The sequence below is a fragment of the Serratia sp. DFXYC6 genome (assembly GCF_057196085.1).
Map to the genome: position 1 here is coordinate 2,669,904 of NZ_JBXUNV010000001.1, position 24,804 is coordinate 2,694,707.

Consider the following 24,804-nt stretch of genomic DNA (forward strand, 5'->3'; position numbering starts at 1 on the left):
CCTTTCCCTTTCACCTTCTTATAGTCATCACCAGGGAGACGGCTATGCAGACACGCTCGGCATCTGAAATCGATCATCGTTACCGCGCGCTGCGCCCGCGACTGCTGCTGTACATGGTCATCGGCTACGCCGCCTTTTACCTGACGCGCAAAAGCGTGAATTACGTGCTGCCGGCGCTGCAAATGGATTTGGGGCTGGATAAAGGGGACATCGGCCTGCTCGGCTCGCTGTTTTATCTGAGCTACGGCCTGTCGAAATTCAGCGCCGGATTGTGGCACGACGGCCACGGGCAGCGCAGGTTTATGGGGATCGGCCTGTTCGCCACCGGCGTGCTGAACGTGGCGTTCGCCTTCGGCGAATCGCTGACGCTGCTGTTGGCGGTCTGGGCGCTGAACGGCTTCTTTCAGGGCTGGGGCTGGCCGCCCTGCGCGCGGCTGCTGACCCACTGGTATTCGCGCAACGAGCGCGGCTTCTGGTGGGGCTGCTGGAATATGTCGATCAACCTCGGCGGCGCGATCGTGCCGCTGATCAGCGCCTTCGCCGCCCAGCGCTGGGGCTGGCAGGCGGCGATGTTGATCCCGGGGGCCGTCAGCATGGTGTTGGGCCTCTGGCTCACGCGGCGGCTGACAGGCACGCCGCAGGAAGAAGGCCTGCCGTCGGTCGGCCGATGGCGTCACGATCCGCTGGAGCTGCGCCAGGAACAGCAAAGCCCGCCGATGGGGCTGTGGCGGATGTTGCGCACCACGATGCTGAAGAACCCGATGATCTGGCTGCTGGGCGTCTCTTACGTGCTGGTCTACCTGATCCGCATCGCCTTGAACGACTGGGGCAATCTGTGGTTGACGGAAAGCCACGGCGTCAACCTGCTCAGCGCCAACGCGACGGTGATGCTGTTCGAGATAGGCGGCCTGCTCGGCGCGCTGTTCGCCGGCTGGGGCTCGGATGTGCTGTTCGGCGGGCAGCGCGCGCCGATGATTTTGCTGTTCACGCTCGGGCTGATGGTTTCCGTCGCCGCGCTGTGGCTGGCGCCGGTGCATCACTACGCGCTGCTGGCGGGCTGTTTCTTTACGGTGGGCTTTTTTGTCTTCGGCCCACAGATGTTGATTGGCCTCGCCGCCGTGGAATGCGGGCACAAAGGCGCCGCGGGCTCCATCACCGGCTTTCTCGGCCTGTTCGCCTACCTGGGGGCGGCGCTGGCGGGCTGGCCGCTGTCGCGGGTCATCGAAGGCTACGGTTGGTCGGGCATGTTCAGTTTGCTGTCCATCGCCGCCGTTCTTATGGGTTTATTGCTGATGCCGCTGCTGATGGCGAGCGTTACCACCTCTACCGAGAGAAGGATAAAACAATGAAAAAAACGTGGGTCACTACCCTGATAGCGTCCGGCATCGCGCTGGCGACTCTGAGCGGCGGCGCGCACGCCAAGGGCCGCCTGGTGGTCTACTGCAGCGCCACCAATGAAATGTGCGAAGCGGAAACCAAAGCCTTCGGCGAGAAATATGACGTGAAAACCTCGTTCATCCGCAACGGCTCCGGCAGCACGCTGGCGAAAGTGGATGCCGAGAAGAAGAACCCGCAGGCGGACGTCTGGTACGGCGGCACGCTCGATCCGCAATCCCAGGCCGGTGAAATGGGGCTGCTGCAGCCGTACAAATCGCCGAACCTCGACCAGGTGATGACGCAATTCCGCGATCCGGCCAAGCTGAAAGGCAACTACTCCTCGGCGGTCTACGTCGGCATTCTCGGCTTTGGCGTCAATACCCAGCGCCTGAAAGAGAAAAACCTGCCGGTGCCAAAATGCTGGAAAGACCTGACCAAGCCGGAATACAAAGGCGAGATTCAAATCGCCGATCCGCAAAGCTCCGGCACCGCCTACACCGCGCTGGCGACCTTTGCCCAGCTGTGGGGAGACGATCAGGCGTTCGATTACCTCAAGCAGCTGAACGCCAACGTCTCGCAGTACACCAAGTCCGGCATTGCCCCGGCGCGCAACGCCGCCCGCGGTGAAACGGCGATCGGCATCGGTTTCCTGCATGACTATTCGCTTGAAAAGGAACAGGGCGCGCCGCTGGAGCTGATCTCGCCTTGCGAAGGCACCGGCTATGAAATCGGCGGCGTCAGCATCCTCAAAGGCGCACGCAACCTCGACAACGCCAAACTGTTCGTGGATTGGGTGCTGTCGAAAGAGGCGCAGGAGCTGGCGTGGAAGCAAGGCAAATCCTATCAGATCCTGACCAACACCACCGCCGACACCTCGCCGAACTCGCTGAAGCTCGACGACCTGAAGCTGATCAACTACGACATGGACAAGTACGGCTCGACCGAGGTCCGCAAGGCGCTGATCAACAAATGGGTCAGCGAAGTCAAGATGGGTAAATAAGCCCACATTCTGCGCCTGTTGCCGGGTAAGCCTCACGGTTTGCCCGGCCTGAACATCCGGGAAACTTATGTCACATACACATGCACTCCATCTCGTGAAAAAACGAGATGCGATATTCCTTTGGGTTTTGCTCGGCTGGCTGGCGTTCGCCCTGCTGCCGAGCTGGAGCCTGGATTACGGCCTGCTGGAGTCCACCGGCGAAGAGATCCTCGCGGCCTACGGCTGGTCAAATCGCAATATCAGCTGGCTTTGGTGCCTGCTGCCGAGCCTGCTGCTGCTGCGCCCTTACGCTGCGGCGGGCGGTGAACGGCGGCGGCGCCACGCGTTCGACGCAGGCTGGGCGCTGCTGTGCATGGCCTTTATCGTCGTCAGCGCCACGCTGGCGGGGCGCGGTTTAGGCTACGCCACCCTGGTGCAGTTGACCGCGCTGGGCGCCATCATGACGTTGGCGCTGACCCGCCTCGACTGGCTGGGCGGCGACCGTTTCGTTATCGGCGCGCTGGTCACCATCGTGGCGCTGATCGGCGTCTTCATCGTCTGGCCGAGCATCGCGATTTTCATTCCGATGTTCACCGACCAGACGGGCGCTTTCGCGCCGCTGGCGTTTATGAATGTGCTGTCGCAGGCGCACATCGTCCAGGTGATCCTCAACTCCATCGCCCTGTCGATCGCGGTAGGCGCCGGCTGCACCTTCTTCGGCCTGGTGCTGGCGATTTACACCACCCGCATCGCCAAGCGCAGCGCCATTATCGGCCGCATCTTCTCCATCCTGCCCATCGTCACGCCGCCGTTCGTCGTCGGCCTGGGCGTCACGCTGATGATGGGGCGCTCCGGCTACGTGACCGAGTGGATGGTGGCCTGGTTCGGCCTGACCAACACCAACTGGCTGTACGGCTTTACCGGCATCTGGCTGGCGCAGGTGCTGGCGTTCACCCCGATGGCGTTCATGATCCTCGACGGCGCGATCAAGACCATTCATCCTTCGCTGGAAGAGGCCTCCTACACCCTGCGCGCCAGCCGTTGGCAAACCTTTAACGGCGTGTTCGTGCCGCTGCTGAAACCGGCGCTGGCCAACGCGTTTCTGATCGTGGTGGTGCAATCACTGGCCGACTTCAGCAACCCGCTGGTGCTCGGCGGCAACTTCGACGTGCTGGCGACGCAAATCTATTTCTACATTACCGGTTCACAGCTCGATTATCAGGCCGCCAGCACCCTCGGCGCCTTCCTGCTGCTGTTCTCGCTGTTGGTGTTCTGCATCCAGTATATGTGGATCGGCAAGCGTTCCTACGTCACCGTGTCCGGCAAATCCTATCGCGGCGACGTACAGCCGCTGCCGGTCACGCTGGTATGGAGCGTGATCGCGCTGCTGGCGGTGTGGGTAGCCTTTAACGCCCTGCTTTACGGCAGCATTTTCTACGGCAGCTTCACCGTCAACTGGGGGGTGGATTACACGCTGACGCTGGATAACTTCATCAAGCTGTTCGGCCAGGGCATGAGCGACGGCGCGTGGCCTTCGCTGCTCGATACGCTGCTGTACGCCGGGATCGCCGCGCCGATCACCGCCGCGTTCGGCCTGCTGATCGCCTGGATCGTGGTGCGCCAGCAGTTCAAGGGCAAAAAGACCATCGAGTTCACCACCATGCTGTGCTTTGCGGTGCCGGGCACCGTGGCGGGCGTCTCTTACATTCTCGCCTTTAACGGCGCGCCGGTGTACCTCACCGGCACGGCCGCCATCGTGATTATCTCGATGGTGATGCGCAACGTGCCGGTGGGCATTCGCGCCGGGATCGCCGGGCTGGGCCAGATAGACAAATCGCTGGACGAAGCCTCGCTCAGCCTGCGCGCCGGCTCGCTGCGCACCATCACGCACATTCTGCTGCCGCTGCTGCGCCCGGCGATCCTGTCGGCGCTGATCTACAGCTTCGTGCGCGCCATCACTACCGTCAGCGCCATCGTCTTCCTGGTGACGCCCGATACCCGCGTGGCCACCGCCTACATCCTCAACCGCGTGGAAGACGGCGAATACGGCGTGGCGATCGCCTACGGTTCAATTCTGATCGTGGTGATGCTGGCGATTATTTTCCTCTTTGACTGGCTGATCGGCGAGGCACGCATCTCCCGTTCAAAAGCCAAAAACCAGGCGTAATGGAGCCCATGATGAGCCAGAAAAATTTCGTTGAACTGCGCAACGTCTCCAAACGGTTCGGCAACAACACGGTAATCGATAACATCACGCTCACCATCCCGCGGGGGCAAATGGTGACGCTGCTCGGCCCTTCCGGCTGCGGCAAAACCACCATTTTGCGCCTGGTCGCCGGGCTGGAAAAGCCGAGCGACGGGCAGATATTCATTGATGGTGAAGACGTTACCCATCGTTCCATCCAGCAGCGTGATATCTGCATGGTGTTCCAGTCTTATGCCCTGTTCCCGCATATGTCACTGGGGGAAAACGTCGGCTATGGCCTGAAGATGCTCGGCATCCCGCGCGCCGAAGTGAAAGCGCGCGTGCAGGAAGCGCTGGCGATGGTAGATCTGGCGGGGTTTGACGATCGCTATGTCGATCAGATCTCCGGCGGCCAACAGCAGCGCGTGGCCCTGGCGCGCGCGCTGATCCTCAAGCCGAAAGTGCTGCTGTTCGACGAGCCGTTGAGCAACCTCGACGCCAACCTGCGCCGCAGCATGCGTGAAAAGATCCGCGAGCTGCAAAAGCAGTTTGATATCACGTCGCTGTACGTCACCCACGATCAGAGCGAGGCTTTTGCGGTCTCCGACACCGTACTGGTGATGAATAAAGGGCATATCATGCAGATGGGCTCGCCGCAGGATCTCTATCGGCAGCCCGCCTCGCGCTTTATGGCGAGCTTTATGGGGGACGCCAACCTGTTCCCGGCCAGCTTCAGCGCCGACCATGTCGATATCAGCGGCTATCGTCTGCCGCGCCCCGCGCACTTTGCCGCCCAGGGCGCCGGCACGGTGGGCGTGCGCCCGGAGGCGATCACGCTGAGCGAGCATGGCGATGAAAGCCAGCGCTGCGTGATCGAACATGTCGCCTACATGGGGCCGCAGTATGAGGTAACGGTGGCGTGGCACGGGCAGCAAATTTTGCTGCAGGTTAACGCCACCCGCCTGCAACCGAACGTCGGCGAGCAGTATTATCTGGAAATTCACCCCTACGGCATGTTTATGCTGGCGGACGCGGCATAATAAGCATCACTCTTAAGCGTTAGAATAACGGTCATCCCGTATGGGATGGCCGAAAATAATCGCCAAAAACACCGTATTTATCTATTTTTACAATTCCACCCAAGTCCTTGTTCAGCCGAACAATAAATATAGCCACACCCACTCAAAAATAACCACCCAGACCACCGAGGGTGATATTTTTATTTGGATAGGGTAAGCTTAGTCCCGCAGTCGAAATTATTTAACGGCCAACTCAAGGAGAAATTCATGAGCAACAATGCAAATGCACAGGCGCAGCTGGATAATTTACGCAACGTCGCTTCCCAGCTGAAGGAAATGCGCCACTACGCACAGTCGAATATCGAGACGCTCTCCGCACACTGGCTGGCCTTCGATCAGGGGGAATGCAAAAATAAGGTATTCGCCGAAGCCATTAACGACCTGTTGAATAAACAGGGCGCCTGTCTGGAAGGACTGGAAAAAACCATTCAGGATATCGAGATAGAATTAAACCGTCTTGATAAAGCCGCCTGATAATGCCGATTTAAATAAACCCGCTGCGCGCGGGTTTATTTTCAGCTGCGGCAGATGACGCGCGCAATATCCCCGGACGTCGTCAGCGCGCGTATTTCGCTGAACAGTTCAGTCGCTTCATCATATTCTTTACGCAAATAACCCAGCCACTGTTTAATGCGCGCCACGTGATACAGACCGGTGTCGCCCTGCTTTTCCAGATGGACGTATTTTTGCAGCAGCTCAACCACCTGCGGCCAGGGCATGCGCGGTTCGTTATATTTCACCACCCGGCTCAGGTTCGGCACGTTGAGCGCGCCGCGCCCCAGCATGATGGCGTCGCAGCCGGTCGCCTGCAGGCAATCCTGCGCGCTCTGGTGATCCCAGATCTCGCCGTTGGCGACAACCGGGATGCTCAGCCGCTGACGGATCTCGCCGATCGCCGCCCAGTTGATGCGATCCGCCTTGTAGCCGTCCTCTTTGGTGCGGCCGTGCACCGTCAGCTCACTGGCGCCCGCCTGCTGTACCGCATCGGCGATTTCAAAGCTGCGATTGGAGGAGTCCCAGCCCAGGCGCACCTTCACCGTGACCGGCAGATGGGCCGGCACCGCCGCGCGCATCGCTTTGGCGCCCTGATAGATCAATTCCGGATCTTTGAGCAGCGTCGCCCCGCCGCCGCTGCCGTTCACCAGCTTGGACGGGCAGCCGCAGTTGAGATCGACGCCGTAAGAGCCCAATTCCACCGCACGCGCGGCGTTTTCCGCCAGCCACTGCGGATACTGCCCCAGCAGCTGTACCCGCACCAGCGTGCCCGACGGCGTGCGGCTGGCGTGACGCAGCTCCGGGCACAGCCGGTAGAACGACTTGGCCGGCAGCAGCTGATCGACCACGCGCAAAAATTCGGTGATGCACAGATCGTAGTCGTTCACTTCGGTGAGTAACTCACGCACCAAAGAATCGAGAACGCCCTCCATCGGAGCCAATAATACGCGCATGACCAATCCCAGCTAAAAAAAGACCCGCAATGATACGGGTGAATGCCCGCGCCAGACAAGCCTCAGCGGGCATTAAAAATGCCGTCAGCCCAGCCGGCGGATCGGTTGGCCGGCAAGGAACGCCGCAATGTCCTCGACCGCCTCGGTGAAGTAGGCGCGGTAATTGTCGTCCGCCACATAACCCACATGCGGCGTCGCCAGCACGTTGGGCAGCTGGCGAAACACGTCGTCGGCCGGCAGCGGCTCCGTCTCGAACACGTCCAGCCCGGCGCCGGCGATCTTACGCTGTTGCAGGACGTCCACCAACGCCGCCCGATCGACGATGCCCGCGCGCGAGGTATTGATCAGGTACGCGGTGGGCTTCATCGCCGCCAATTCATCACGCCCCACCAACCCGCGGCTGCGATCGCTCAGCACCAGGTGAATGGAGACAAAGTCGCTCTGCTCAAACAGCGCCCGCTTGGACGGCGCCAGCTCAGCGCCCTCCTGCGCCGCCCGTTCCGCCGTCAGGTTCTGGCTCCAGGCCAGCACCCGCATGCCGAACGCCTGCGCCACCCGGGCCATCTGGCCGCCGATCTTGCCCAGCCCCAGCAACCCCAGCGTCTTGCCCTGCAGCGTGACGCCTAAGCCCAGCTGCCACGGGCCATTGTTTTGCAGCCCGACGCTTTCCGGCACGATATGCTTCGCCAGCCCGAGCAGCAGCGCCCAGGTCAGTTCCATCGGCGCGGCCGAGCCGCTGGCGGTGCCGCACACCACCACGCCGCGCTCGGCGGCGGCGGCCAGATCGATAGCGGCGTTGCGCATGCCGGAGGTGATCAGCAGCTTCAGCTTCGGCAGCCGAGCCAGCAGCGAGGCGGTCATCGGCGTGCGCTCGCGCATGATGACCAGAATGTCGCACTCCTGCAGATGCACCGCCAGCTCCGCTTCATCGGTAAAGTGCGCGCTGATGGCCGACACCTCCACCCGATCGGCCAGCGCCGACCAGTCCGCCATCTTGAGCGCCACCTGTTGGTAATCATCGAGAATTGCGCACTTCAATTTCATCTCCGTCTCCTGGAATTAGGTTTAGCCACCGTCCAGCCTAGTACGAAAATGCCGTTCCGCCAGGCAAAAAAAAAGCCGCCCGTATCGGCGGCTTACTCTTTGAGCAATCAGGCTTATTCGGCCGGTTTGCGGCTGCGCGGGCGGCGCGAAGACGGCGCACCGGAACGACGCTGGCCATCACCCTGCGGGCGGGCGTTACCGTTAGCGTTGCCACGGTTTTCACGCTGGCCGCCGTTCGCGTTACCGCTGCGCTGACCGCCGCCGTTACCGGAACGCTGGCCGCCGCCGTTGCCGCGCGGCGCGCCGCGCCCGCCACCCTGACGGCCGTTGATGATCGGCTCGGCCTTGATGGTCGGATCCGGCTCGTAGCCCGGCAGCGCAATGCGCGGAATTTCACGCTTCAGCAGACGCTCGATGTCGCGCAGCAGCTTGTGCTCATCCACGCACACCAGCGAGATAGCCTCACCGGTACGCTCCGCGCGGCCGGTACGGCCGATACGGTGCACATAGTCTTCCGGCACGTTAGGCAGCTCGTAGTTCACCACGTGCGGCAGCTGGTCGATATCCAGACCGCGCGCCGCGATGTCGGTCGCCACCAGCACGCGGATGCGGCCGTCTTTGAAATCGGCCAGCGCGCGGGTACGGGCGCCCTGGCTCTTGTTACCGTGGATCGCCGCGGCGGTGATGCCGTCTTTGTTCAGCTGTTCCGCCAGGTGGTTGGCGCCGTGCTTGGTGCGGGTAAACACCAGCACCTGTTTCCAGTCGCCTTCGCCGATCATCTGCGACAGCAGTTCCCGCTTACGCTTCTTGTCGACGAAGTGCACGCTCTGCTCAATCTGCTCGGACGCGGTGTTGCGGCGCGCCACTTCCACCGAGGCCGGGTTATGCAGCAGCTTGTTGGCCAGCGCCTTGATGTCGTCGGAGAAGGTCGCGGAGAACAGCAGGTTCTGGCGCTTGGCCGGCAGCTTGGCCAGCACGCGGCGAATGTCGTGGATAAAGCCCATGTCCAGCATGCGGTCCGCTTCATCCAGCACCAGAATTTCGATTTTGGACAGGTCAACCGCGTTCTGATGCTCCAGATCCAGCAGACGGCCCGGCGTCGCCACCAGGATATCGACGCCGCCGCGCAGCTTCATCATCTGCGGGTTGATGCTCACGCCGCCAAACACCACCAGCGAACGCAGGCGCAGGTGTTTGCTGTAGGCATCGACGTTTTCGCCGATCTGCGCCGCCAGCTCACGGGTTGGCGTCAGGATCAGCGCGCGCACCGGGCGACGGCCCTTGACCGGATGGTCATGCTTGCTCAGCAGCTGCAACAGCGGCAGGGTAAAACCGGCGGTTTTACCGGTGCCGGTCTGGGCGCTGGCCATCAGGTCACGACCTTCAAGCACGACAGGGATAGCCTGACGCTGGATTGGCGTCGGTTCACGATAGCCCTGTTCTTCAACAGCGCGCACAATTTCAGCACTTAAGCCGAGGGTTTCAAATGACATAAAGAGAAAAACTCCAGATCCCCCCTAACCTAACGGTGTTCGGTGCAGTTTCCTGGGAGGATGATCAGACGGGGCATTAAGCATGACCACGAGGGATTGGCACAAACTGCAGTGCACCAGGCGGCGATTGTAACAGAAGTCGCGCAATAAAAAGCACTTTTACGCACCCAGAGCACAATCTGCCGTAAATTCAGCATTGTCTGAAGCCGATCACATAACTCATTGTGGTTAGCGGTTGCGTTTTAGACAATCTGGCATAAAGTTAATCATATGATTGATTAACTTCGAGCGTGACCCATGCCAGCTTCCGTACCTCATCAGGCCGCCGGCCGGGCGCGCGGCGAGCAAACGCGCCGGCAACTGCTCGCCGCGGCGACCGAACTGTTCGGCGAATTCGGCCTGCAGGGCGCCACCACGCGCGATATCGCCCAGCGCGCCGGCCAGAACATCGCCGCCATCACCTACTACTTCAGCTCCAAAGAGGGGCTGTATCTGGCCGTAGCGCAGTCGCTCGCCGATTTCATCCAGCAGGCGTTCGCCCCGTTGGCCGAAGAGGTCGATCGCTTTGGGCAAGAAGCGCCCGAACAACGCTCACCCGACGCGGCGCTACGCTTGCTGCAGCGCGGCCTGCTGGCCTTCAGCGAGCTGATGACCCAGCCGCACACGCTGAACCTGAGCAAAATCATGTCGCGCGAACAGCTCGCCCCGACCGAGGCCTATCCGCTGATCCACCGCCAGGTGATCGCGCCGATGCACGAGCGGCTGTGCCGCCTGCTGTCGGCCGCCACCGGCATTGACGAGCACGCCACTCGCCTGGTGCTGCATACCCACGCGCTGATCGGCGAGGTGCTGTCGTTCCGCGTAGCGCGAGAGACCATCCGCCGTCAGGCCGGCTGGCAAGAGATTGGTGAAAGTGAAGCTGCGCAGATCGCGGCGGTGCTGAGCGAGCATATCGAGATTTTGGTTATTGGGCTGCGCCAACGTCACGGCGCGTAAATTCAGGCAGGGAGTGTTATGAACAAAAAACGCAGTGCCTTGGTCGTGTTGTTAATTCTGCTGATCGCGGCCGCCGCTTACGCGGTCTGGCATTACCAACAGCAGCAGGATAAGCCGCTGACGCTGTACGGCAACGTCGATATCCGCACGGTCAACCTCGGCTTCCGCGTCGACGGCCGCCTGGCGTCGCTGACGGTGGATGAAGGCGATACCGTTCAGCCGGGCCAGCTGCTCGGCAAACTGGACGATGCCCCCTATCGCAACGCGCTGCAGCAGGCCGAGGCCAACGTCGGCAGCGCGCGTGCCAAACTGTCGCTGCTTCAGGCCGGCTATCGCACCGAAGAGATCGCCCAGGTGCAGTCAGAAATGGCGCAGCGCCAGTCCGCCTTCGCCTACGCCGACAGCTTCCTGAAGCGCCAGCAAGGGCTGTGGGCGAAAAACGCCACGTCCGCCGACGCGCTGGAGGATGCGCGCACCGCCCGCAATCAGGCGCAGGCCAATTTGCAAGCGGCGAAGGACAAGCTGTCGCAATACCGCAGCGGCAATCGCCCGCAAGAGATTGAACAGGCCAAGGCCGAGGTGGCGCAAAGCGAAGCGGCGTTGGCGCAGGCGCAATTGAACCTGCAAGACGCCACGCTGGTCTCCCCGTCCGCCGGCACGGTGCTGACCCGCGCGGTAGAGCCGGGCACCATGCTCGGCGCCGGCGGCACGGTGTTCACCCTGTCGCTGACCCGGCCGGTGTGGGTGCGCGCCTACGTCAACGAGACCAGCCTGAACCAGGCGGTGCCCGGCACCGAGCTGGAAATTTACACCGACGGCCGCCCCGGCAAGCCTTACCACGGCAAGATCGGTTTCGTCTCGCCGACCGCGGAATTCACGCCGAAAAGCGTTGAAACACCGGATCTGCGCACCGATCTGGTGTATCGCCTGCGGGTGATCGTCACCGACGCCGACGACGCGCTGCGTCAGGGCATGCCGGTCACCCTGCGCTTCACCAAACCCTGAGGCCGGCCATGGAACAGGCGCACACCATCGAGTTGGAAGGGCTGGAAAAGCGCTTCCCGTCGCTTGAGAAACCGGCGGTCGCCAGCCTGACCACCACCCTGCGCAGCGGCGCGGTCATCGGGCTGGTCGGGCCGGACGGCGCCGGCAAAACCACCCTGCTGCGCATGCTGGCCGGGCTGCTGCAGCCCAGCAGCGGCAAGCTGCGGGTCGCCGGGCTGGATCCGATCGAGCAGGATCGTCAACTGCACGCGATCCTCGGCTACATGCCGCAGAAGTTCGGGCTGTATGAGGATCTGACGGTGATGGAGAACCTGACGCTGTACGCCGATCTGCGCGGCGTTACCGGCGATCTGCGGCGCCAGACCTTCGAACGGCTATTGAAATTTACCGATCTGACGCGTTTCACCGAGCGCCTGGCGGGCAAGCTGTCCGGCGGCATGAAGCAAAAACTGGGACTGGCCTGCACGCTGGTGGGCGAACCCCAGGTGCTGCTGCTGGATGAGCCGGGCGTCGGCGTCGATCCGATCTCGCGCCGCGAGCTGTGGCGCATGGTGCACGAGCTGGCCAATGACGGCATGTTGATCCTGTGGAGTACCTCTTATCTCGACGAGGCCGAGCAGTGCCGCGAAGTACTGTTGCTCAACGAGGGTGAGCTGCTGTTCAGCGGCGCGCCGCAGGATCTGACCCAGCGCATGGCCGGGCGCACGGTGTTGATCGCCGCGCCGCCAGGCAGCCATCGATCGTTGCTGCAGCGGGCGATCTGCCTGCCGGCGGTCACCGACGGCGTGATCCAGGGCAAGTACCTGCGCCTGATCCTGAAAGAAGGCGAAGATCACCGGCAGCTGCTGCAGGCGCTGGATCTGCCGGACGCCGAACTCGACGAGGCGGATCCGCGCTTCGAGGATGCGTTTATCGATCTGCTCGGCGGCGGCCCCAACCATCGCTCGGCGCTGGCGGAGATCATGCCGACCGTCAACGGTGAAAGCGGCGAAACGGTGATCGAAGCGGTGCAGCTGACCAAAAAATTCGGCGACTTCGCCGCCACCGATCACGTCGACTTTCAGGTGCGGCGCGGAGAAATCTTCGGCCTGCTCGGCCCGAACGGCGCCGGCAAGTCCACCACCTTCAAAATGATGTGCGGCCTGCTAGTGCCGTCCGGCGGCAAGGCGCTGGTGCTGGGGATGGATCTGAAGACCAGTTCCGGCAAGGCGCGCCAACGCCTCGGCTACATGGCGCAAAAATTCTCGCTGTACGGCAACCTGACGGTGGCGCAGAACCTGAAGTTCTTCTCCGGTGTCTACGGCCTGAGCGGCAAGGCGCAGCGCGACAAAATCGACGAAATGTCGCGCGCCTTCAACTTCGCGCCGATCCTCGATCAGACGCCGGACGCGCTGCCGCTCGGCTTCAAACAGCGCCTGGCGCTGGCCTGCGCGCTGATGCACGAACCGGATATTCTGTTCCTCGACGAACCGACTTCCGGCGTCGATCCGCTGACGCGGCGCGAGTTCTGGCTGCACATCAACGGCATGGTCGACAAGGGCGTCACGGTGATGGTGACCACCCACTTTATGGACGAGGCGGAATACTGCGACCGCATCGGCCTGGTGTATCGCGGCAAGATCATCGCCGCCGGCACGCCGGACGATCTCAAACAACAGGTGGCGCGCGACGACAATCCCAGCCCTTCGATGGAGCAGGCGTTTATCGAGCTGGTGCAGGGCTACGACGAGGAGGAAACGCGGTGAGCGATAACCGACCCCCAATCGACGACGGCGGCTTCTCCTGGCGCCGGCTGCGCGCGCTGTGCCTGAAGGAGACGCGGCAGATACTGCGCGATCCCAGCAGCGGCCTGATCGCCTTCGTCATCCCGCTGATGCTGCTGTTTATCTTCGGCTACGGCATCAACCTGGACTCCAGCAAGCTGCATCTGGGCATTCTGATGGAACAACAGAGCGAAGACGCGCGCGATTTGGCCCACGCCTTCGCCGGTTCGCCCTATATCGAACCGACCATCAGCGATAACCGCCAGCAGCTGATCCAGCAGATGCAGGCCGGCACGATCCGCGGCCTGGTGGTGATCCCGGTGGATTTCGACCAGCGCATGGCGCGCCCGCACGACAGCGCCCCTATCCAGGTGATCACCGACGGCAGCGAGCCGAACACCGCCAACTTCGTGCAGGGCTATGCCCAGGGCGTATGGCAAGTTTGGCAACAGCAACGCGCCGCCGATCGGGGGAGCAGCGACCAGCCGCTGATTGACGTGCAGATGCGCTACTGGTTCAACCCGGCGGCCATCAGCCGGCACTACATCATTCCCGGCGCCATCACCATCATCATGACGGTGATCGGCGCCATTCTCACCTCGCTGGTGATCGCCCGCGAATGGGAGCGCGGCACCATGGAGGCTCTGCTGTCCACCCAGGTGACGCGCAGCGAGCTGCTGCTCTCCAAGCTGATCCCCTATTACTTCCTCGGCATGATCGCCATGGCGCTGTGCATGGCGGTGGCGGTGTGGGTGCTCGGCGTGCCCTATCGCGGTTCGCTGCCGATCCTGCTGCTGATCAGCAGCCTGTTCCTCGCCAGCACCCTCGGCATGGGCCTGCTGATCTCCACCCTCACCCGCAACCAGTTCAACGCGGCGATGGTGGCGCTGAACGCCGCCTTTCTGCCGTCGATCATGCTGTCCGGCTTCATTTTCCAGATCGACAGCATGCCGGCCATCGTGCGCGCGGTGACCTACATCATTCCGGCGCGTTACTTCGTCAGCACGCTGCAAACGCTGTTCCTGGCGGGCAACGTCGGCACCGTGCTGGCGATCAATCTGCTGTTCCTGATCGCTTCCGCCGTGGTGTTCATCGGCCTGACGGCCTGGAAAACCCAGCGCCGGCTGGATTAAGGAGAAAGAGCGATGTTTCACCGTCTGTTGACGCTTATCATCAAGGAAATGCAGGCGCTGCTGCGCGATCCGCAAACCCGCGCCATCCTGATCATGCCGGTGATCCTGCAGGTGCTGCTGTTCCCGTTCGCCGCGACGCTGGAAGTCACCAACGCCACCATCGCGGTCTACAGCGAGGACAGCGGCCAGGCCTCGGTGGAGCTGACCCAACGCTTCGCCAAGGCCAAAGCCTTCTCCCATGTGCTGCTGCTGCTCAATCCTCAGGAGATAAAGACCACCATCGACAACCAGCGGGCGCTGCTGCTGATCCGCTTCCCGGCGCAGTTCTCGCGCGATATCGCCGCCGGCCACACCGCGCCGCTGCAGCTGCTGCTCGACGGGCGCAACTCCAACAGCGCACAGATCGCCGCCAACTACGTGCAGCAGATCGTGCAGGAATATCAGAACGAGCTGCTCGGCAACCGCGCCAAACCCAACAACAGCGAACTGGTGGTGCGCAACTGGTATAACCCGAATCTGGACTACAAATGGTTTGTGGTACCGTCGCTGATCGCCATGATCACCACCATCGGCGTGCTGATCGTCACCTCGCTGTCGGTGGCGCGCGAACGCGAACAGGGCACGCTGGAACAGCTGCTGGTCTCGCCGCTCACCACCTGGCAGATCTTTATCGGCAAGGCGGTGCCGGCGCTGATCGTCGCCAGCTTCCAGTCCAGCATCGTGCTGTTGATCGGCATCTTCCTGTACCAGATCCCGTTCGCCGGATCGCTGTTGCTGTTCTATGCCACCATGCTGCTCTACGGGCTGTCGCTGGTCGGTTTCGGCCTGCTGATCTCGTCGCTGTGCGCCACTCAGCAGCAGGCGTTTATCGGCGTGTTCGTGTTCATGATGCCGGCGATCCTGCTCTCGGGTTACGTCTCGCCGGTGGAGAATATGCCGGTGTGGCTGCAGGATCTGACCTGGGTGAACCCGATACGCCACTTCACCGACATCACCAAGCAGATCTACCTGAAGGACGCCAGCTTCAGCATCATCTGGCGCAGCCTGTGGCCGCTGCTGGTGATCACCGCCACCACCGGCAGCGCCGCCTACGCGCTGTTCCGCCGCAAGATCGCATAAAAAAAGCTCTGCATATCACATGCAGAGCTTTTTGATCGCCAGATACCCTAAGGCTTGAAAGACGACGGATTTAGCGGCGGTTGCCGAAGATGCGCAGCAACATCAGGAACAGGTTGATAAAGTCGAGATACAGCGTCAGCGCGCCGACGATGGCGTACTTGCGGAAGCCGTCTTTATCATCGGCGTTCAGCTGCTCGCCCATCGCCTTGAGTTTTTGCGTGTCGTACGCGGTCAGACCGACGAACACCACCACCCCAATGTAGGTAATCGCCCACATCAGCGCGGTGCTTTTCAGCCAGATGTTCACCAACGAGGCCAGCACGATGCCGATCAATGCCATGAACAGCATGCTGCCAAAGCCGCTCAGATCGCGCTTGGTGGTGTAGCCGTACAGGCTCATGGCGCCGAACATGCCGGCGGTGACCACGAAGGTGCTGGCGATCGAGCTGTAGGTATAAGCGATGAAGATGCTCGACAGCGTCAACCCGGTCAGCGCCGAGTAGAGCATGAACAGCGAGGTGGCCACCGCGCCGCTCAGGCGGTTGACCATGCCGGAAATCACGAACACCAGCGCCAACTGGGCGATGATCAGACCGAAGAAGGTGATCTGGCTGGAGAAGATGAAGTTGAGGATCGCGGGCGTATTGGCCGCATACCAGGAAACGAACGCCGTCAGCAGCAGACCGCAGGTCATCCAGCCGTAAACCTGCGCCATGTAGGCCTGAATGCCGCTGTTGGCACGTTCGACGATTGAACCATTAGAGCGTGGATATCGGTCCATGACGGTTACCTTTTGCGTTGTAAACAAGATTCCGAAGCCCCGCGAACGGGGCTTCGCCTGCTATAAGCGTACCACAGAATAGGCCGCGCGAAAGCGGCAAAGGTCTTGATTTGTTTCCGCTGTTGACGCGTTATTTAGCCGCGTCGTGCCAGCGCTGCGCGGCCTCGCGATCGCTGTCGCGAGCGTCCACCCAACGATCGCCCTGGCCGGTCGCTTCGCGCTTCCAGAACGGCGCGCGGGTCTTCAGGTAGTCCATGATGAACTCGCTGGCGGCGAACGCCATGCTGCGGTGCGCGCCGGTCACGCCAACGAACACGATCTCGTCGCCGGGATACAGCGCGCCAACGCGGTGGATCACCGTCACGCGCTGCAGCGGCCAGCGGCTGCGCGCCTCGGCCACGATCTCCGCCAGCGCCTTCTCGGTCATGCCGGGGTAGTGTTCCAGCGTCAGCGCGCTGACGTCGTCCCCAAGGTTATGGTTGCGCACCTTGCCGGTGAAGGTCACCACCGCGCCGTCGGCGTCGCACTGCGCCAGCCACTGATACTCGTCGCCGACGTTGAACGGCGCTTCGCCCACGCGAATGCGGGTGTTTTCCATGCTTACCCCCCGGTGACCGGCGGGAAGAAGGCCACCTCATCGCCGGCGCGCAGCGGATGATCCGCCGCCACCAGCGACTGATTGACCGCCGCCAGCAGTTTGCCGGACTCCAGCGCCAGCGCCCAGCGATCGCCGCGCGCGCACAGCGCCTGGCGCAGCGCCTCGACGGTCGGGTAATCCGCCGGCATCGACAGCGCGCCGGTACCCACCAGTTCGCGCACCTGCGCGAAGAAAAGAATATCGATCATGCGTTCACCTTAAAATCGCCGGATTTGCCGCCGCTTTTCGCCAGCAGGCGCACCGGGCCGATCACCATGTCTTTCTGTACCGCTTTGCACATGTCATAGATGGTCAATGCCGCCACCGAGGCGGCGGTCAGCGCCTCCATCTCGACGCCGGTTTTGCCGGTCAGCCGGCAGCAGGTTTCGATGCGTACCCGGCTGTGCTCCGTTTGCGCCTCCAGCTGCACTTCGACTTTGCTCAGCATCAGCGGGTGGCACAGCGGGATCAGCTCCCAGGTGCGTTTGGCCGCCTGAATGCCGGCGATGCGCGCCGTGGCGAACACGTCGCCCTTGTGATGGCTGCCGTCGACGATCATCGCCAGCGTGGCGGGCAGCATCTCGACGAAGGCTTCGGCGCGCGCCTCGCGCACCGTTTCGGCCTTGGCGGAAACGTCGACCATATGGGCTTCGCCGGCGGCGTTAATGTGGGTTAGCTGTGTCATGACTCAGGGCTTCTTTAAATGGGGCTGGAAGTTGCACGGCCGATGGCGCGCGTCCAACTGCTCTTCGATAATCCGCTCCCAGGCGGTGCGGCAGGCGCGGGTGGAACCCGGCATGGCGAAAATCACCGTGCGGTTGGCCAGGCCGGCCAGCGCGCGCGACTGGATCGTCGCGGTGCCGATCTCTTCGTACGACACCATGCGGAACAGTTCGCCGAACCCTTCCACCTCTCTGTCGAACAGCGGCAACAGCGCTTCCGGCGTGTTGTCGCGCGCGGTAAAACCGGTGCCGCCGGTGATCAGCACCGCCTGCACGTTGTCATCGGCGATCCACGCGGAAACCCGTGCGCGGATCTGGTAAATGTCATCTTTGACGATGGCGCGATCCACCACCTGATGGCCGGCTTCCTGCGCCGCGTCCTGCAGATATTGGCCGGAGGTGTCTTCCGCCGCGCCGCGGCTGTCGGACACGGTCAGGATGGCGATATGCGCCGCAATAAACTCGCTGCTCGCATGGCTCATGGTTCAATAAGCTCCTATTGGCTGTCAGCCGCCGATAAACGACAGGTTCTGGGTGATCCCGCTGTTGCCCTGATGCAGGAAATGGGTCTGCTTCTTGCTCAGCAGCCCGCGCTGGATGCGCGCCTTCAGCGCATCGAGCTGGCCGTCGTCCGCCAGCAGATCGCGCAGGGGCACCCCCTGCTCGCCGAACAGGCACAGGTGCAGATTACCGATGGAAGAAACGCGCAGCCGGTTGCAGCTGGCGCAGAAGTCTTTTTCATACGGCATGATAAGACCCACCTCACCCTGGTAGTCCGGGTGGCTGAACACCTGCGCCGGGCCGTCGCTGCGGCCGCGCGCCTGGCGCTGCCAGCCCTGCTGTTCCAGCTGTCGGCGAATCACTTCGCCGGAAACGTGGTGTTTGCGAAACAGCTCGCCGCCCTCGCCGGTTTCCATCAGTTCGATAAAACGCAGCTGGATCGGCCGATCCTTGATCCAGGCGAGAAAGGCGCCGAGCTGCTGGTGATTGACGTCGCGCATCAGCACGGCGTTGACCTTGACCTTGCTGAAACCGGCGCTGAAGGCGGCATCGATGCCGTCCATCACCTGGCGGAACTTGTCCTGACCGGTGATGGCGTGAAACTGACGGGGATCCAGGCTGTCGATGCTGACGTTGATCGCCGTCAAACCGGCGTCACGCCAGGCGGCGACGTCGCGCGCCAGACGGTAGCCGTTGGTGGTGACCGCCAGCGTGCGGATGGCCGGGTTTTCCCGCACGGCGGCGATGATCTCGGTAAAATCACGGCGCAGCGAAGGCTCGCCGCCGGTCAGGCGCACCTTTTCGGTGCCCAGTTCGGCGAACGCGCGGCTGACGCGGCGGATTTCATCCAGCGACAGGAAGCTTTTCGGGCTGCCGCTCGGCTTGTAGCCATCGGGCAGACAATAGGTGCAACGAAAGTTACACACGTCGGTGATCGACAAGCGCAGGTAATAGAACTTGCGCTCATAAGCATCAATGAGTTGCGGTACCATAACACCTTTCCAAAGTCGGGAGATGCGAGCGTTTCCCCTCTGCACCCTGGTGGCTGACTTCGCCACGGCCCAGGCGCCATATCGTTCCGGATGAACAACGTAGGCGCAGGGGCTAGGAGTTTGATTTCTCTTCCCGCTACCTTGAGTAGCCGGAATGAAACCGTGGTTTTCAGCAGAATTCTAGCGCTAATCGGCAACGATAGCCAACGCGTTAATTCGCTATATAATTGTCTATACAGCGTTTTTAGACGCCGTCTATTCGGGTAAACCATGATAAACATCGCTTGCGTGGACGAATTGACCAGAATCACGCAAATGACACTCTTTATCGCGTTTTTATGCCGGATCCGCTACCTTATGCGGGCAGTTCAGCCCCTTTGTAAGGAAATTTATGCGTAATCGTACCCTGGCCGATCTCGACCGCGTGGTGGCGTTGGGCGGCGGACACGGTCTGGGCCGTGTGATGTCGGCCTTGTCGTCCTTAGGCTCCCGCCTGACCGGCATCGTCACCACCACCGACAACGGCGGTTCCACCGGCCGCATCCGCCGTTCGGAAGGCGGCATTGCCTGGGGCGATACCCGCAACTGCCTCAACCAGCTGATCACCGAGCCGAGCGTCGCCTCGGCGATGTTCGAATACCGCTTCAGCGGCAACGGCGAACTGGCCGGCCATAACCTGGGCAACCTGATGTTGAAAGCGCTGGATCACCTGAGCGTGCGCCCGCTGGAAGCGATCAACCTGGTGCGCAGCCTGCTGAAGGTGGACGCGGCGCTGATCCCGATGTCGGAGCAGCCGGTGGATTTGATGGCGCACGATCACGAAGGCAACCATGTTTACGGTGAAGTGAATGTTGACCAACTGACTCTTATGCCGCAGGAGCTGATGCTGTCGCCCCCGGTCAACGCCACGCGCGAAGCGCTGGACGCCATCGCGCAAGCCGACGTGATCCTGATCGGGCCGGGCAGTTTCCTCACCAGCCTGATGCCGCTGCTGCTGCTGGACGATCTCACCCAGGCGCTGCGCCGCAGCAGCGCCAGCATGATCTATATCGGCAACCTCGGCCGCGAACTGAGCGTGGCCGCCGCGGCACTGTCGTTAAAGGATAAGCTAACGCTGATGGAAGAGAAGATCGGCCGCCGGATGATCGATGCGCTGATTGTCGGCCCGGCGGTGGACACCAGTGAAGTGCAGGATCGGGTGGTGATTCAACAGCCGCTGGAAGCGAGCGACATCCCCTACCGCCACGATCGCCAGCTGCTGCGCCAGGCGCTGGATCACGCGCTGGTGGAGCTGGCTGCCCGCCGCTGACCGAATTTAGCCGTCGCGCCCGCGCAGCCAGGGGTTATCGCTGGCCGGGGCGGGATGGCTGACCATATCGATATACAGATCTTCCACCTCTTTGCGCGCCCAGGGCGTGCGACGCAAAAACTTCAGACTGGACTTGATGCTCGGATCGCTGCGGAAACAGTTGATGCGAATGCGCGCGCCCAGTTCGGACCAACCGTAGTGATCCACCAGTTTATTCAGCAGTTGCTCCAGCGTCACGCCGTGCAGCGGGTCTTTAGACTGGTGTTGGCTCATGTTCGGTACTCTTCGTGGTCAAATCGGGCCGCACACCATAACAGCTTTGACGCGGCCGACAAGGAATTTTGACGCCCACAGCGCGGGCGCCGTCCAACGGTCAGGAAATCGCGATGAACTGCTCGCGCAGCTGGTGGATTTCGTCGCGCAGCGCAGCCGCCTGCTCGAACTCCAGGTTCTGCGCATGGGTGTACATCTGCGCCTCCAGATCGCGGATTTTCTGATCCAGCGCTTTCGGCGTGAGGTTCTGCAACTGAGCGCCACCGTCCGCCGCCTTGCTCCTGCCTTTCCCCTTGGCGCGGTTGACCGGCTGGCCGATCTGCAGAATATCGCCGATCTTCTTGTTCAGCCCCTGCGGCACGATGCCGTTGGCTTCGTTATAGGCCTGCTGCTTGGCGCGGCGCCGCTCGGTTTCACCGATCGCCTTGGCCATCGAATCGGTGATGCGATCGCCATACAGGATCGCCTTGCCGTTCAGGTTACGCGCCGCGCGGCCGATGGTCTGGATCAGTGAACGCTCGGAACGCAGGAAGCCTTCCTTGTCGGCGTCCAGAATCGCCACCAGCGACACCTCAGGCATGTCGAGGCCCTCACGCAGCAGGTTGATGCCCACCAGCACGTCAAACTCGCCCAGACGCAGGTCACGGATGATTTCGACCCGCTCCACGGTATCGATATCCGAGTGCAGGTAGCGCACGCGCTCGCCATGCTCTTCCAGGTATTCGGTCAGGTCTTCCGCCATGCGTTTGGTCAGGGTGGTCACCAGCACGCGCTCGTTGATCGCCGCGCGCTTGCGGATCTCGGAGAGCAGATCGTCCACCTGAGTAGCGACCGGCCGCACTTCCACGATCGGATCCAGCAGCCCGGTTGGCCTCACCACCTGATCGATCAGATCGCCGCCGGATTTCTCCAGCTCATATTTGCCCGGCGTGGCGGAAACATAGATGGTCTGCGGCGCCAGCGCCTCGAACTCCTCGAAGCGCAGCGGGCGGTTGTCCAGCGCCGACGGCAGACGGAAGCCGTACTCCACCAGCGTTTCCTTGCGCGCGCGGTCGCCTTTGAACATCGCGCCGATCTGCGGAATGGTGACGTGGGATTCGTCGACCACCAGCAGGCCGTCCGCCGGCAGGTAGTCGAACAGCGTCGGCGGCGGCTCGCCCTCGGCACGCCCGGAAAGGTAGCGCGAGTAGTTTTCGATGCCCGAGCAGTAGCCCAGCTCGTTCATCATCTCCAGATCGAACTGGGTGCGCTGCGTCAGGCGTTGCTCTTCCAGCAGCTTGTTGTTGGCCAACAGCACCTTGCGGCGGTCCGCCAGATCGACCTTGATCTCTTCCATCGCTTGCATGATCCGCTCGCGCGGCGTCACATAGTGCGACTTCGGGTAAATGGTAAAACGCGGCACCACCTGCTCAATCTGCCCGGTCAGCGGATCGAACAGCGACAGCCGTTCCACTTCTTCGTCGAACAGCTCGACGCGCAGCGCCAGCTCGTCCGATTCCGCCGGGAAGATGTCGATCACCTCGCCGCGCACGCGGAAGGTGGCGCGCTGGAAAGCCTGATCGTTGCGGGAATACTGCAGCTCCGCCAGGCGGCGCAAAATGGAGCGCTGATCGATGATCATCCCCTGGGTCAGGTGCAGCATCATCTTCAGGTAAAGATCCGGATCGCCCAGGCCGTAGATCGCCGATACCGACGCCACCACCACCACGTCGCGCCGCTCCAGCAACGCCTTGGTGGCGGAAAGACGCATCTGCTCGATGTGCTCGTTCACCGAAGCGTCTTTTTCAATGAAGGTGTCGGAGCTGGGCACGTAGGCTTCCGGCTGGTAGTAGTCGTAGTAGGAGACGAAGTATTCCACCGCATTCTCCGGGAAAAACGCTTTCATCTCGCCGTACAGCTGCGCCGCCAGCGTCTTGTTCGGCGCCAGCACCATGGTCGGCCGATTCAGATCGGCTATCACGTTGGCGATGGTGAATGTCTTGCCCGAACCGGTGACCCCCAGCAGCGTCTGGTGCGCCAGGCCGTCTTCCAGCCCCTCTTCCAGCTTGCGGATGGCTTCCGGCTGATCGCCGGCCGGTTTGAACTCGGAATGCAGTTTGAAAAGTTTACTCATTGCTCGGCTACCCTGTGGAGATGCGCGCGCTCAGGCGGCCAGCCGGCTCTGCGCCGGACATGGCCCCTAATTATGGAAAGTGTCGGCGATTTGCGCCAGTGCCCATGATACTGGATATAAAACCAGCTTCAAGCGGATTCGTCGCTGCGCCCGGCACGGCGGCGATGCCGTTGCACCGTGAGGTTACAGCCGGGTGACATTTTTATTGTCAATAACAGATTTATCCCCAGAACTTGCCGAAAATTAACTTATTGATAGCACCGCGTCGAAAAATCATACATAGAGACCTGATCAATACCCCTGTGTCTTGATTTTAATTAATCTATTGATATATAACATTTTTAATAAAAAGACGAGAATGCGGGCAAAGCGAACAGAACCCGCGTCCGCTCTCGCTTTACAGCGTTTTTCTAAATCTAATGCACAAGGTTATCCACAGGAATAGTGGATAACTCTCACCGCCCCGCCCGGGGCGGGAGTTACAGAAAGAAAGCTTTTCGCCCTTTACACTCGCCAAAATGGCTTTTTTAGTTATTTTTTCATAAAAATATCGCTTTGTTTATGCCGATTAATACTAAAAATCCCCATTGCTAAAATCGCATTGCCCCCTTTCTCGCGGATCGCGCTTGACGGCGGCGCAATGCCTTGCACCATGCCCTCACCGCAGAGCACCACAAGAGTGCAAAAAACGTCCGGGTTAACTTCCCGGCGTATTTTCAGGCCGCCGCGGCAGAGCGCGTCAGGCCTGATTAGCGGTTAACAAGGCGATAACAACCTCCCGTTTTCACCCGGCGACAAAATTGGCCTGGGAGTTGCTTTATCTTCCTGCGTATCAATGCGGTGCGGCGGCGTGATGCGCTGCCAGCCGCAGCGTGTACCCCTCGCGGTGCTATCGCCAGTAAAAGCGCAAGAACGACACCAAGTCGTCACAAGCGTCGTTTTTAACGACATATTGACTGTCATTCCGTCCACCGCAGACCTTGCTCTGGCTCATCGGACGGACGGCATCTTGTTCCAGACATTGCCACACTCGGGAAATTCGCCGCGCATGCGGCCTTTGCTGTCCCCCGCCAACGAGTGAAACGAGCGTCTATGAGGAGAATGCCAAATGCTGAGCCTGAGATCGGTCAATCAATTCTACGGTCAAAACCACACCCTGTGGGACATCAACCTGGAGCTGCCGCGCGGCCAGTGCACCGTGCTGCTCGGGCGCAACGGCGTGGGCAAGACCACGCTGGTCAACTGCATCATGGGGCATTTGCCGGTAGTGAGCGGCAGCATGACCTGGCAGCCGGCAGATCAGCCGCCGCAAAACCTGCTGCTGCAACCGATGGAGCGCCGCGCCGCACTCGGCATCAGCCACGTCCCGCAAGGGCGGCAACTCTTCTCGCAGCTGAGCGTGGAAGAGAATCTGCAGGTGGCGCAGATGGCCGTGCGCGGCGCCCCTCGCCGCATTCCGCCGCTAATCTACAGCCTGTTTCCCAATTTGCGCCAGATGCGTACCCGCCGCGCCGGCGATCTGTGCGCAGGCGCCCAACGCCAGTTGGCGATCGGTCGTGCGCTGGCGCAGGAACCGGCGCTGCTGATCCTCGACGAACCCACGGCGGGCGTGCCGCCGTCGATCGCCGCCGACATCGGCAACGTGATCCGCAGGCTCAACTATGAATTGGGCATGACCATTTTGCTGGTAGAGCATCAGTTGCCGTTCGTGCGCCGGGTGGCGGACCGCTTTTGTCTGCTCGATAGCGGGCGCACCGTGGCGCACGGCGCGCTGACGCAGTTGGATGAGGCGCTGATCGGCGCCGGGCTGGCGGAGTGAGTGGTCGGGTTAGCGATTAGGTTGCTGTTGTATCAG

The 24,804-nt window shown here is 61.7% G+C and carries 24 protein-coding genes and 1 riboswitch; of the genes, 12 read left to right on the plus strand and 12 right to left on the minus strand.

Annotation, left to right across the window (positions count from 1 at the left end; genetic code table 11):
- The first annotated feature begins 26 nt into the window (after window positions 1-26).
- The 5 genes from uhpC (at window position 27) to AC2CGQ_RS13115 (ending at window position 6,094) form a co-directional block, all read left to right on the plus strand.
- Complete coding sequence (gene uhpC / locus AC2CGQ_RS13095; protein WP_255448225.1) at window positions 27-1,349, plus strand: MFS transporter family glucose-6-phosphate receptor UhpC; 1,323 nt, start codon at window positions 27-29, stop codon at window positions 1,347-1,349.
- A complete protein-coding gene (locus AC2CGQ_RS13100) occupies window positions 1,346-2,377 on the plus strand; it encodes an ABC transporter substrate-binding protein (RefSeq protein ID WP_311266166.1) in 1,032 nt (343 codons plus the stop codon). Before uhpC ends, AC2CGQ_RS13100 begins: the two co-directional genes overlap by 4 nt.
- A 67-nt stretch (window positions 2,378-2,444) precedes the next feature.
- Window positions 2,445-4,523 carry an ABC transporter permease gene (locus AC2CGQ_RS13105; RefSeq protein ID WP_015377029.1) on the plus strand — a complete coding sequence of 693 codons (2,079 nt, stop codon included), beginning with the start codon at window positions 2,445-2,447 and terminating at the stop codon, window positions 4,521-4,523.
- 11 nt (window positions 4,524-4,534) lie between these two features.
- Window positions 4,535-5,581 carry a ferric ABC transporter ATP-binding protein gene (fbpC, locus tag AC2CGQ_RS13110; protein WP_015377028.1) on the plus strand — a complete coding sequence of 349 codons (1,047 nt, stop codon included), beginning with the start codon at window positions 4,535-4,537 and terminating at the stop codon, window positions 5,579-5,581.
- 246 nt (window positions 5,582-5,827) lie between these two features.
- Window positions 5,828-6,094, plus strand: a complete 267-nt coding sequence (locus AC2CGQ_RS13115) for a hypothetical protein (protein WP_015377027.1) — start codon at window positions 5,828-5,830, stop codon at window positions 6,092-6,094.
- 41 nt (window positions 6,095-6,135) lie between these two features.
- Here the strand turns inward: AC2CGQ_RS13115 and dusC are convergent, their stop codons facing one another.
- The 3 genes from dusC to rhlE all read right to left on the minus strand — a co-directional run bounded on the left by dusC (window position 6,136) and on the right by rhlE (window position 9,605).
- The gene (gene dusC, locus AC2CGQ_RS13120) at window positions 6,136-7,068 is read right to left on the minus strand and encodes a tRNA dihydrouridine(16) synthase DusC (RefSeq protein ID WP_004939740.1); all 933 of its coding nucleotides are present in this window, start codon (window positions 7,066-7,068) and stop codon (window positions 6,136-6,138) included.
- A gap of 84 nt (window positions 7,069-7,152) precedes the next feature.
- Complete coding sequence (locus tag AC2CGQ_RS13125) at window positions 7,153-8,112, minus strand: D-2-hydroxyacid dehydrogenase family protein (RefSeq protein ID WP_015377025.1); 960 nt, start codon at window positions 8,110-8,112, stop codon at window positions 7,153-7,155.
- 113 nt (window positions 8,113-8,225) lie between these two features.
- Window positions 8,226-9,605, minus strand: coding sequence for an ATP-dependent RNA helicase RhlE (gene rhlE / locus AC2CGQ_RS13130; protein ID WP_076740461.1), 1,380 nt, complete (start codon window positions 9,603-9,605; stop codon window positions 8,226-8,228).
- Window positions 9,606-9,902: 297 nt separating this feature from the next.
- Here rhlE and AC2CGQ_RS13135 point away from each other — a divergent pair, with 297 nt between their 5' ends.
- From AC2CGQ_RS13135 to AC2CGQ_RS13155, 5 genes are read left to right on the plus strand one after another with little or no spacing between them, the layout of a single operon-like run.
- Window positions 9,903-10,601 (plus strand): CerR family C-terminal domain-containing protein, encoded by a 699-nt coding sequence (locus AC2CGQ_RS13135; protein WP_021503995.1) that lies wholly within the window; start codon window positions 9,903-9,905, stop codon window positions 10,599-10,601.
- Between the two features lie 18 nt (window positions 10,602-10,619).
- The gene (gene hlyD, locus AC2CGQ_RS13140; RefSeq protein WP_076740462.1) at window positions 10,620-11,606 is read left to right on the plus strand and encodes a secretion protein HlyD; all 987 of its coding nucleotides are present in this window, start codon (window positions 10,620-10,622) and stop codon (window positions 11,604-11,606) included.
- An 8-nt stretch (window positions 11,607-11,614) separates the two neighbouring features.
- Complete coding sequence (locus tag AC2CGQ_RS13145) at window positions 11,615-13,351, plus strand: ATP-binding cassette domain-containing protein (protein WP_076740463.1); 1,737 nt, start codon at window positions 11,615-11,617, stop codon at window positions 13,349-13,351.
- Window positions 13,348-14,502, plus strand: coding sequence for an ABC transporter permease (locus AC2CGQ_RS13150; protein WP_004939756.1), 1,155 nt, complete (start codon window positions 13,348-13,350; stop codon window positions 14,500-14,502). Before AC2CGQ_RS13145 ends, AC2CGQ_RS13150 begins: the two co-directional genes overlap by 4 nt.
- A 12-nt stretch (window positions 14,503-14,514) precedes the next feature.
- The gene (locus tag AC2CGQ_RS13155) at window positions 14,515-15,621 is read left to right on the plus strand and encodes an ABC transporter permease (protein ID WP_076740464.1); all 1,107 of its coding nucleotides are present in this window, start codon (window positions 14,515-14,517) and stop codon (window positions 15,619-15,621) included.
- Window positions 15,622-15,691: 70 nt separating this feature from the next.
- Here AC2CGQ_RS13155 and AC2CGQ_RS13160 read toward each other — a convergent pair whose 3' ends face one another.
- The 6 genes from AC2CGQ_RS13160 to moaA all read right to left on the minus strand — a co-directional run bounded on the left by AC2CGQ_RS13160 (window position 15,692) and on the right by moaA (window position 19,254).
- Window positions 15,692-16,402 (minus strand): Bax inhibitor-1/YccA family protein, encoded by a 711-nt coding sequence (locus AC2CGQ_RS13160; protein ID WP_004939761.1) that lies wholly within the window; start codon window positions 16,400-16,402, stop codon window positions 15,692-15,694.
- Between the two features lie 130 nt (window positions 16,403-16,532).
- Entirely contained in the window at window positions 16,533-17,000 is a 468-nt protein-coding gene (gene moaE / locus AC2CGQ_RS13165) for a molybdopterin synthase catalytic subunit MoaE (protein WP_004939764.1), read from the minus strand.
- Between the two features lie 2 nt (window positions 17,001-17,002).
- Window positions 17,003-17,248, minus strand: coding sequence for a molybdopterin synthase sulfur carrier subunit (moaD, locus tag AC2CGQ_RS13170; RefSeq protein WP_004939768.1), 246 nt, complete (start codon window positions 17,246-17,248; stop codon window positions 17,003-17,005).
- Window positions 17,245-17,724: a cyclic pyranopterin monophosphate synthase MoaC gene (gene moaC / locus AC2CGQ_RS13175; protein ID WP_004939770.1), complete on the minus strand. Its 480-nt coding sequence runs from the start codon at window positions 17,722-17,724 to the stop codon at window positions 17,245-17,247. The genes moaD and moaC overlap by 4 nt, the downstream gene beginning before the upstream one ends.
- A gap of 3 nt (window positions 17,725-17,727) precedes the next feature.
- Window positions 17,728-18,243, minus strand: coding sequence for a molybdenum cofactor biosynthesis protein B (gene moaB / locus AC2CGQ_RS13180; RefSeq protein ID WP_015377018.1), 516 nt, complete (start codon window positions 18,241-18,243; stop codon window positions 17,728-17,730).
- Between the two features lie 24 nt (window positions 18,244-18,267).
- Entirely contained in the window at window positions 18,268-19,254 is a 987-nt protein-coding gene (moaA, locus tag AC2CGQ_RS13185; RefSeq protein WP_118892345.1) for a GTP 3',8-cyclase MoaA, read from the minus strand.
- Window positions 19,241-19,385: riboswitch (molybdenum cofactor riboswitch) on the minus strand. Its footprint overlaps the gene before it by 14 nt.
- A gap of 260 nt (window positions 19,386-19,645) precedes the next feature.
- Here moaA and AC2CGQ_RS13190 point away from each other — a divergent pair.
- Complete coding sequence (locus AC2CGQ_RS13190; RefSeq protein ID WP_004939781.1) at window positions 19,646-20,563, plus strand: gluconeogenesis factor YvcK family protein; 918 nt, start codon at window positions 19,646-19,648, stop codon at window positions 20,561-20,563.
- A gap of 6 nt (window positions 20,564-20,569) precedes the next feature.
- Here AC2CGQ_RS13190 and AC2CGQ_RS13195 read toward each other — a convergent pair whose 3' ends face one another.
- The 3 genes from AC2CGQ_RS13195 to AC2CGQ_RS13205 all read right to left on the minus strand — a co-directional run bounded on the left by AC2CGQ_RS13195 (window position 20,570) and on the right by AC2CGQ_RS13205 (window position 23,603).
- Window positions 20,570-20,836 (minus strand): VF530 family protein, encoded by a 267-nt coding sequence (locus AC2CGQ_RS13195; RefSeq protein ID WP_004939783.1) that lies wholly within the window; start codon window positions 20,834-20,836, stop codon window positions 20,570-20,572.
- Between the two features lie 100 nt (window positions 20,837-20,936).
- Window positions 20,937-22,949: an excinuclease ABC subunit UvrB gene (uvrB, locus tag AC2CGQ_RS13200; RefSeq protein ID WP_004939786.1), complete on the minus strand. Its 2,013-nt coding sequence runs from the start codon at window positions 22,947-22,949 to the stop codon at window positions 20,937-20,939.
- Between the two features lie 531 nt (window positions 22,950-23,480).
- Entirely contained in the window at window positions 23,481-23,603 is a 123-nt protein-coding gene (locus AC2CGQ_RS13205; RefSeq protein WP_254901096.1) for a hypothetical protein, read from the minus strand.
- Between the two features lie 454 nt (window positions 23,604-24,057).
- On the opposite strand from AC2CGQ_RS13205, the gene AC2CGQ_RS13210 reads away from it, so the two are divergent.
- Complete coding sequence (locus AC2CGQ_RS13210; protein WP_350981073.1) at window positions 24,058-24,768, plus strand: ATP-binding cassette domain-containing protein; 711 nt, start codon at window positions 24,058-24,060, stop codon at window positions 24,766-24,768.
- Window positions 24,769-24,804 lie beyond the last annotated feature (36 nt).

Coding starts and splice junctions, on each gene's coding strand:
- AC2CGQ_RS13100 (WP_311266166.1), top strand. CDS start 1,346: ATGAAAAAAACGTGGGTCACTACCCTGATAGCGTCCGGCATCGCGCTG.
- AC2CGQ_RS13105 (WP_015377029.1), top strand. CDS start 2,445: ATGTCACATACACATGCACTCCATCTCGTGAAAAAACGAGATGCGATA.
- fbpC (WP_015377028.1), top strand. CDS start 4,535: ATGAGCCAGAAAAATTTCGTTGAACTGCGCAACGTCTCCAAACGGTTC.
- AC2CGQ_RS13115 (WP_015377027.1), top strand. CDS start 5,828: ATGAGCAACAATGCAAATGCACAGGCGCAGCTGGATAATTTACGCAAC.
- dusC (WP_004939740.1), bottom strand. CDS start 7,068: ATGCGCGTATTATTGGCTCCGATGGAGGGCGTTCTCGATTCTTTGGTG.
- AC2CGQ_RS13125 (WP_015377025.1), bottom strand. CDS start 8,112: ATGAAATTGAAGTGCGCAATTCTCGATGATTACCAACAGGTGGCGCTC.
- rhlE (WP_076740461.1), bottom strand. CDS start 9,605: ATGTCATTTGAAACCCTCGGCTTAAGTGCTGAAATTGTGCGCGCTGTT.
- AC2CGQ_RS13135 (WP_021503995.1), top strand. CDS start 9,903: ATGCCAGCTTCCGTACCTCATCAGGCCGCCGGCCGGGCGCGCGGCGAG.
- hlyD (WP_076740462.1), top strand. CDS start 10,620: ATGAACAAAAAACGCAGTGCCTTGGTCGTGTTGTTAATTCTGCTGATC.
- AC2CGQ_RS13145 (WP_076740463.1), top strand. CDS start 11,615: ATGGAACAGGCGCACACCATCGAGTTGGAAGGGCTGGAAAAGCGCTTC.
- AC2CGQ_RS13155 (WP_076740464.1), top strand. CDS start 14,515: ATGTTTCACCGTCTGTTGACGCTTATCATCAAGGAAATGCAGGCGCTG.
- AC2CGQ_RS13160 (WP_004939761.1), bottom strand. CDS start 16,402: ATGGACCGATATCCACGCTCTAATGGTTCAATCGTCGAACGTGCCAAC.
- moaE (WP_004939764.1), bottom strand. CDS start 17,000: ATGGAAAACACCCGCATTCGCGTGGGCGAAGCGCCGTTCAACGTCGGC.
- moaD (WP_004939768.1), bottom strand. CDS start 17,248: ATGATCGATATTCTTTTCTTCGCGCAGGTGCGCGAACTGGTGGGTACC.
- moaC (WP_004939770.1), bottom strand. CDS start 17,724: ATGACACAGCTAACCCACATTAACGCCGCCGGCGAAGCCCATATGGTC.
- moaB (WP_015377018.1), bottom strand. CDS start 18,243: ATGAGCCATGCGAGCAGCGAGTTTATTGCGGCGCATATCGCCATCCTG.
- moaA (WP_118892345.1), bottom strand. CDS start 19,254: ATGGTACCGCAACTCATTGATGCTTATGAGCGCAAGTTCTATTACCTG.
- AC2CGQ_RS13190 (WP_004939781.1), top strand. CDS start 19,646: ATGCGTAATCGTACCCTGGCCGATCTCGACCGCGTGGTGGCGTTGGGC.
- AC2CGQ_RS13195 (WP_004939783.1), bottom strand. CDS start 20,836: ATGAGCCAACACCAGTCTAAAGACCCGCTGCACGGCGTGACGCTGGAG.
- uvrB (WP_004939786.1), bottom strand. CDS start 22,949: ATGAGTAAACTTTTCAAACTGCATTCCGAGTTCAAACCGGCCGGCGAT.
- AC2CGQ_RS13205 (WP_254901096.1), bottom strand. CDS start 23,603: ATGGTGCAAGGCATTGCGCCGCCGTCAAGCGCGATCCGCGAGAAAGGG.
- AC2CGQ_RS13210 (WP_350981073.1), top strand. CDS start 24,058: ATGCTGAGCCTGAGATCGGTCAATCAATTCTACGGTCAAAACCACACC.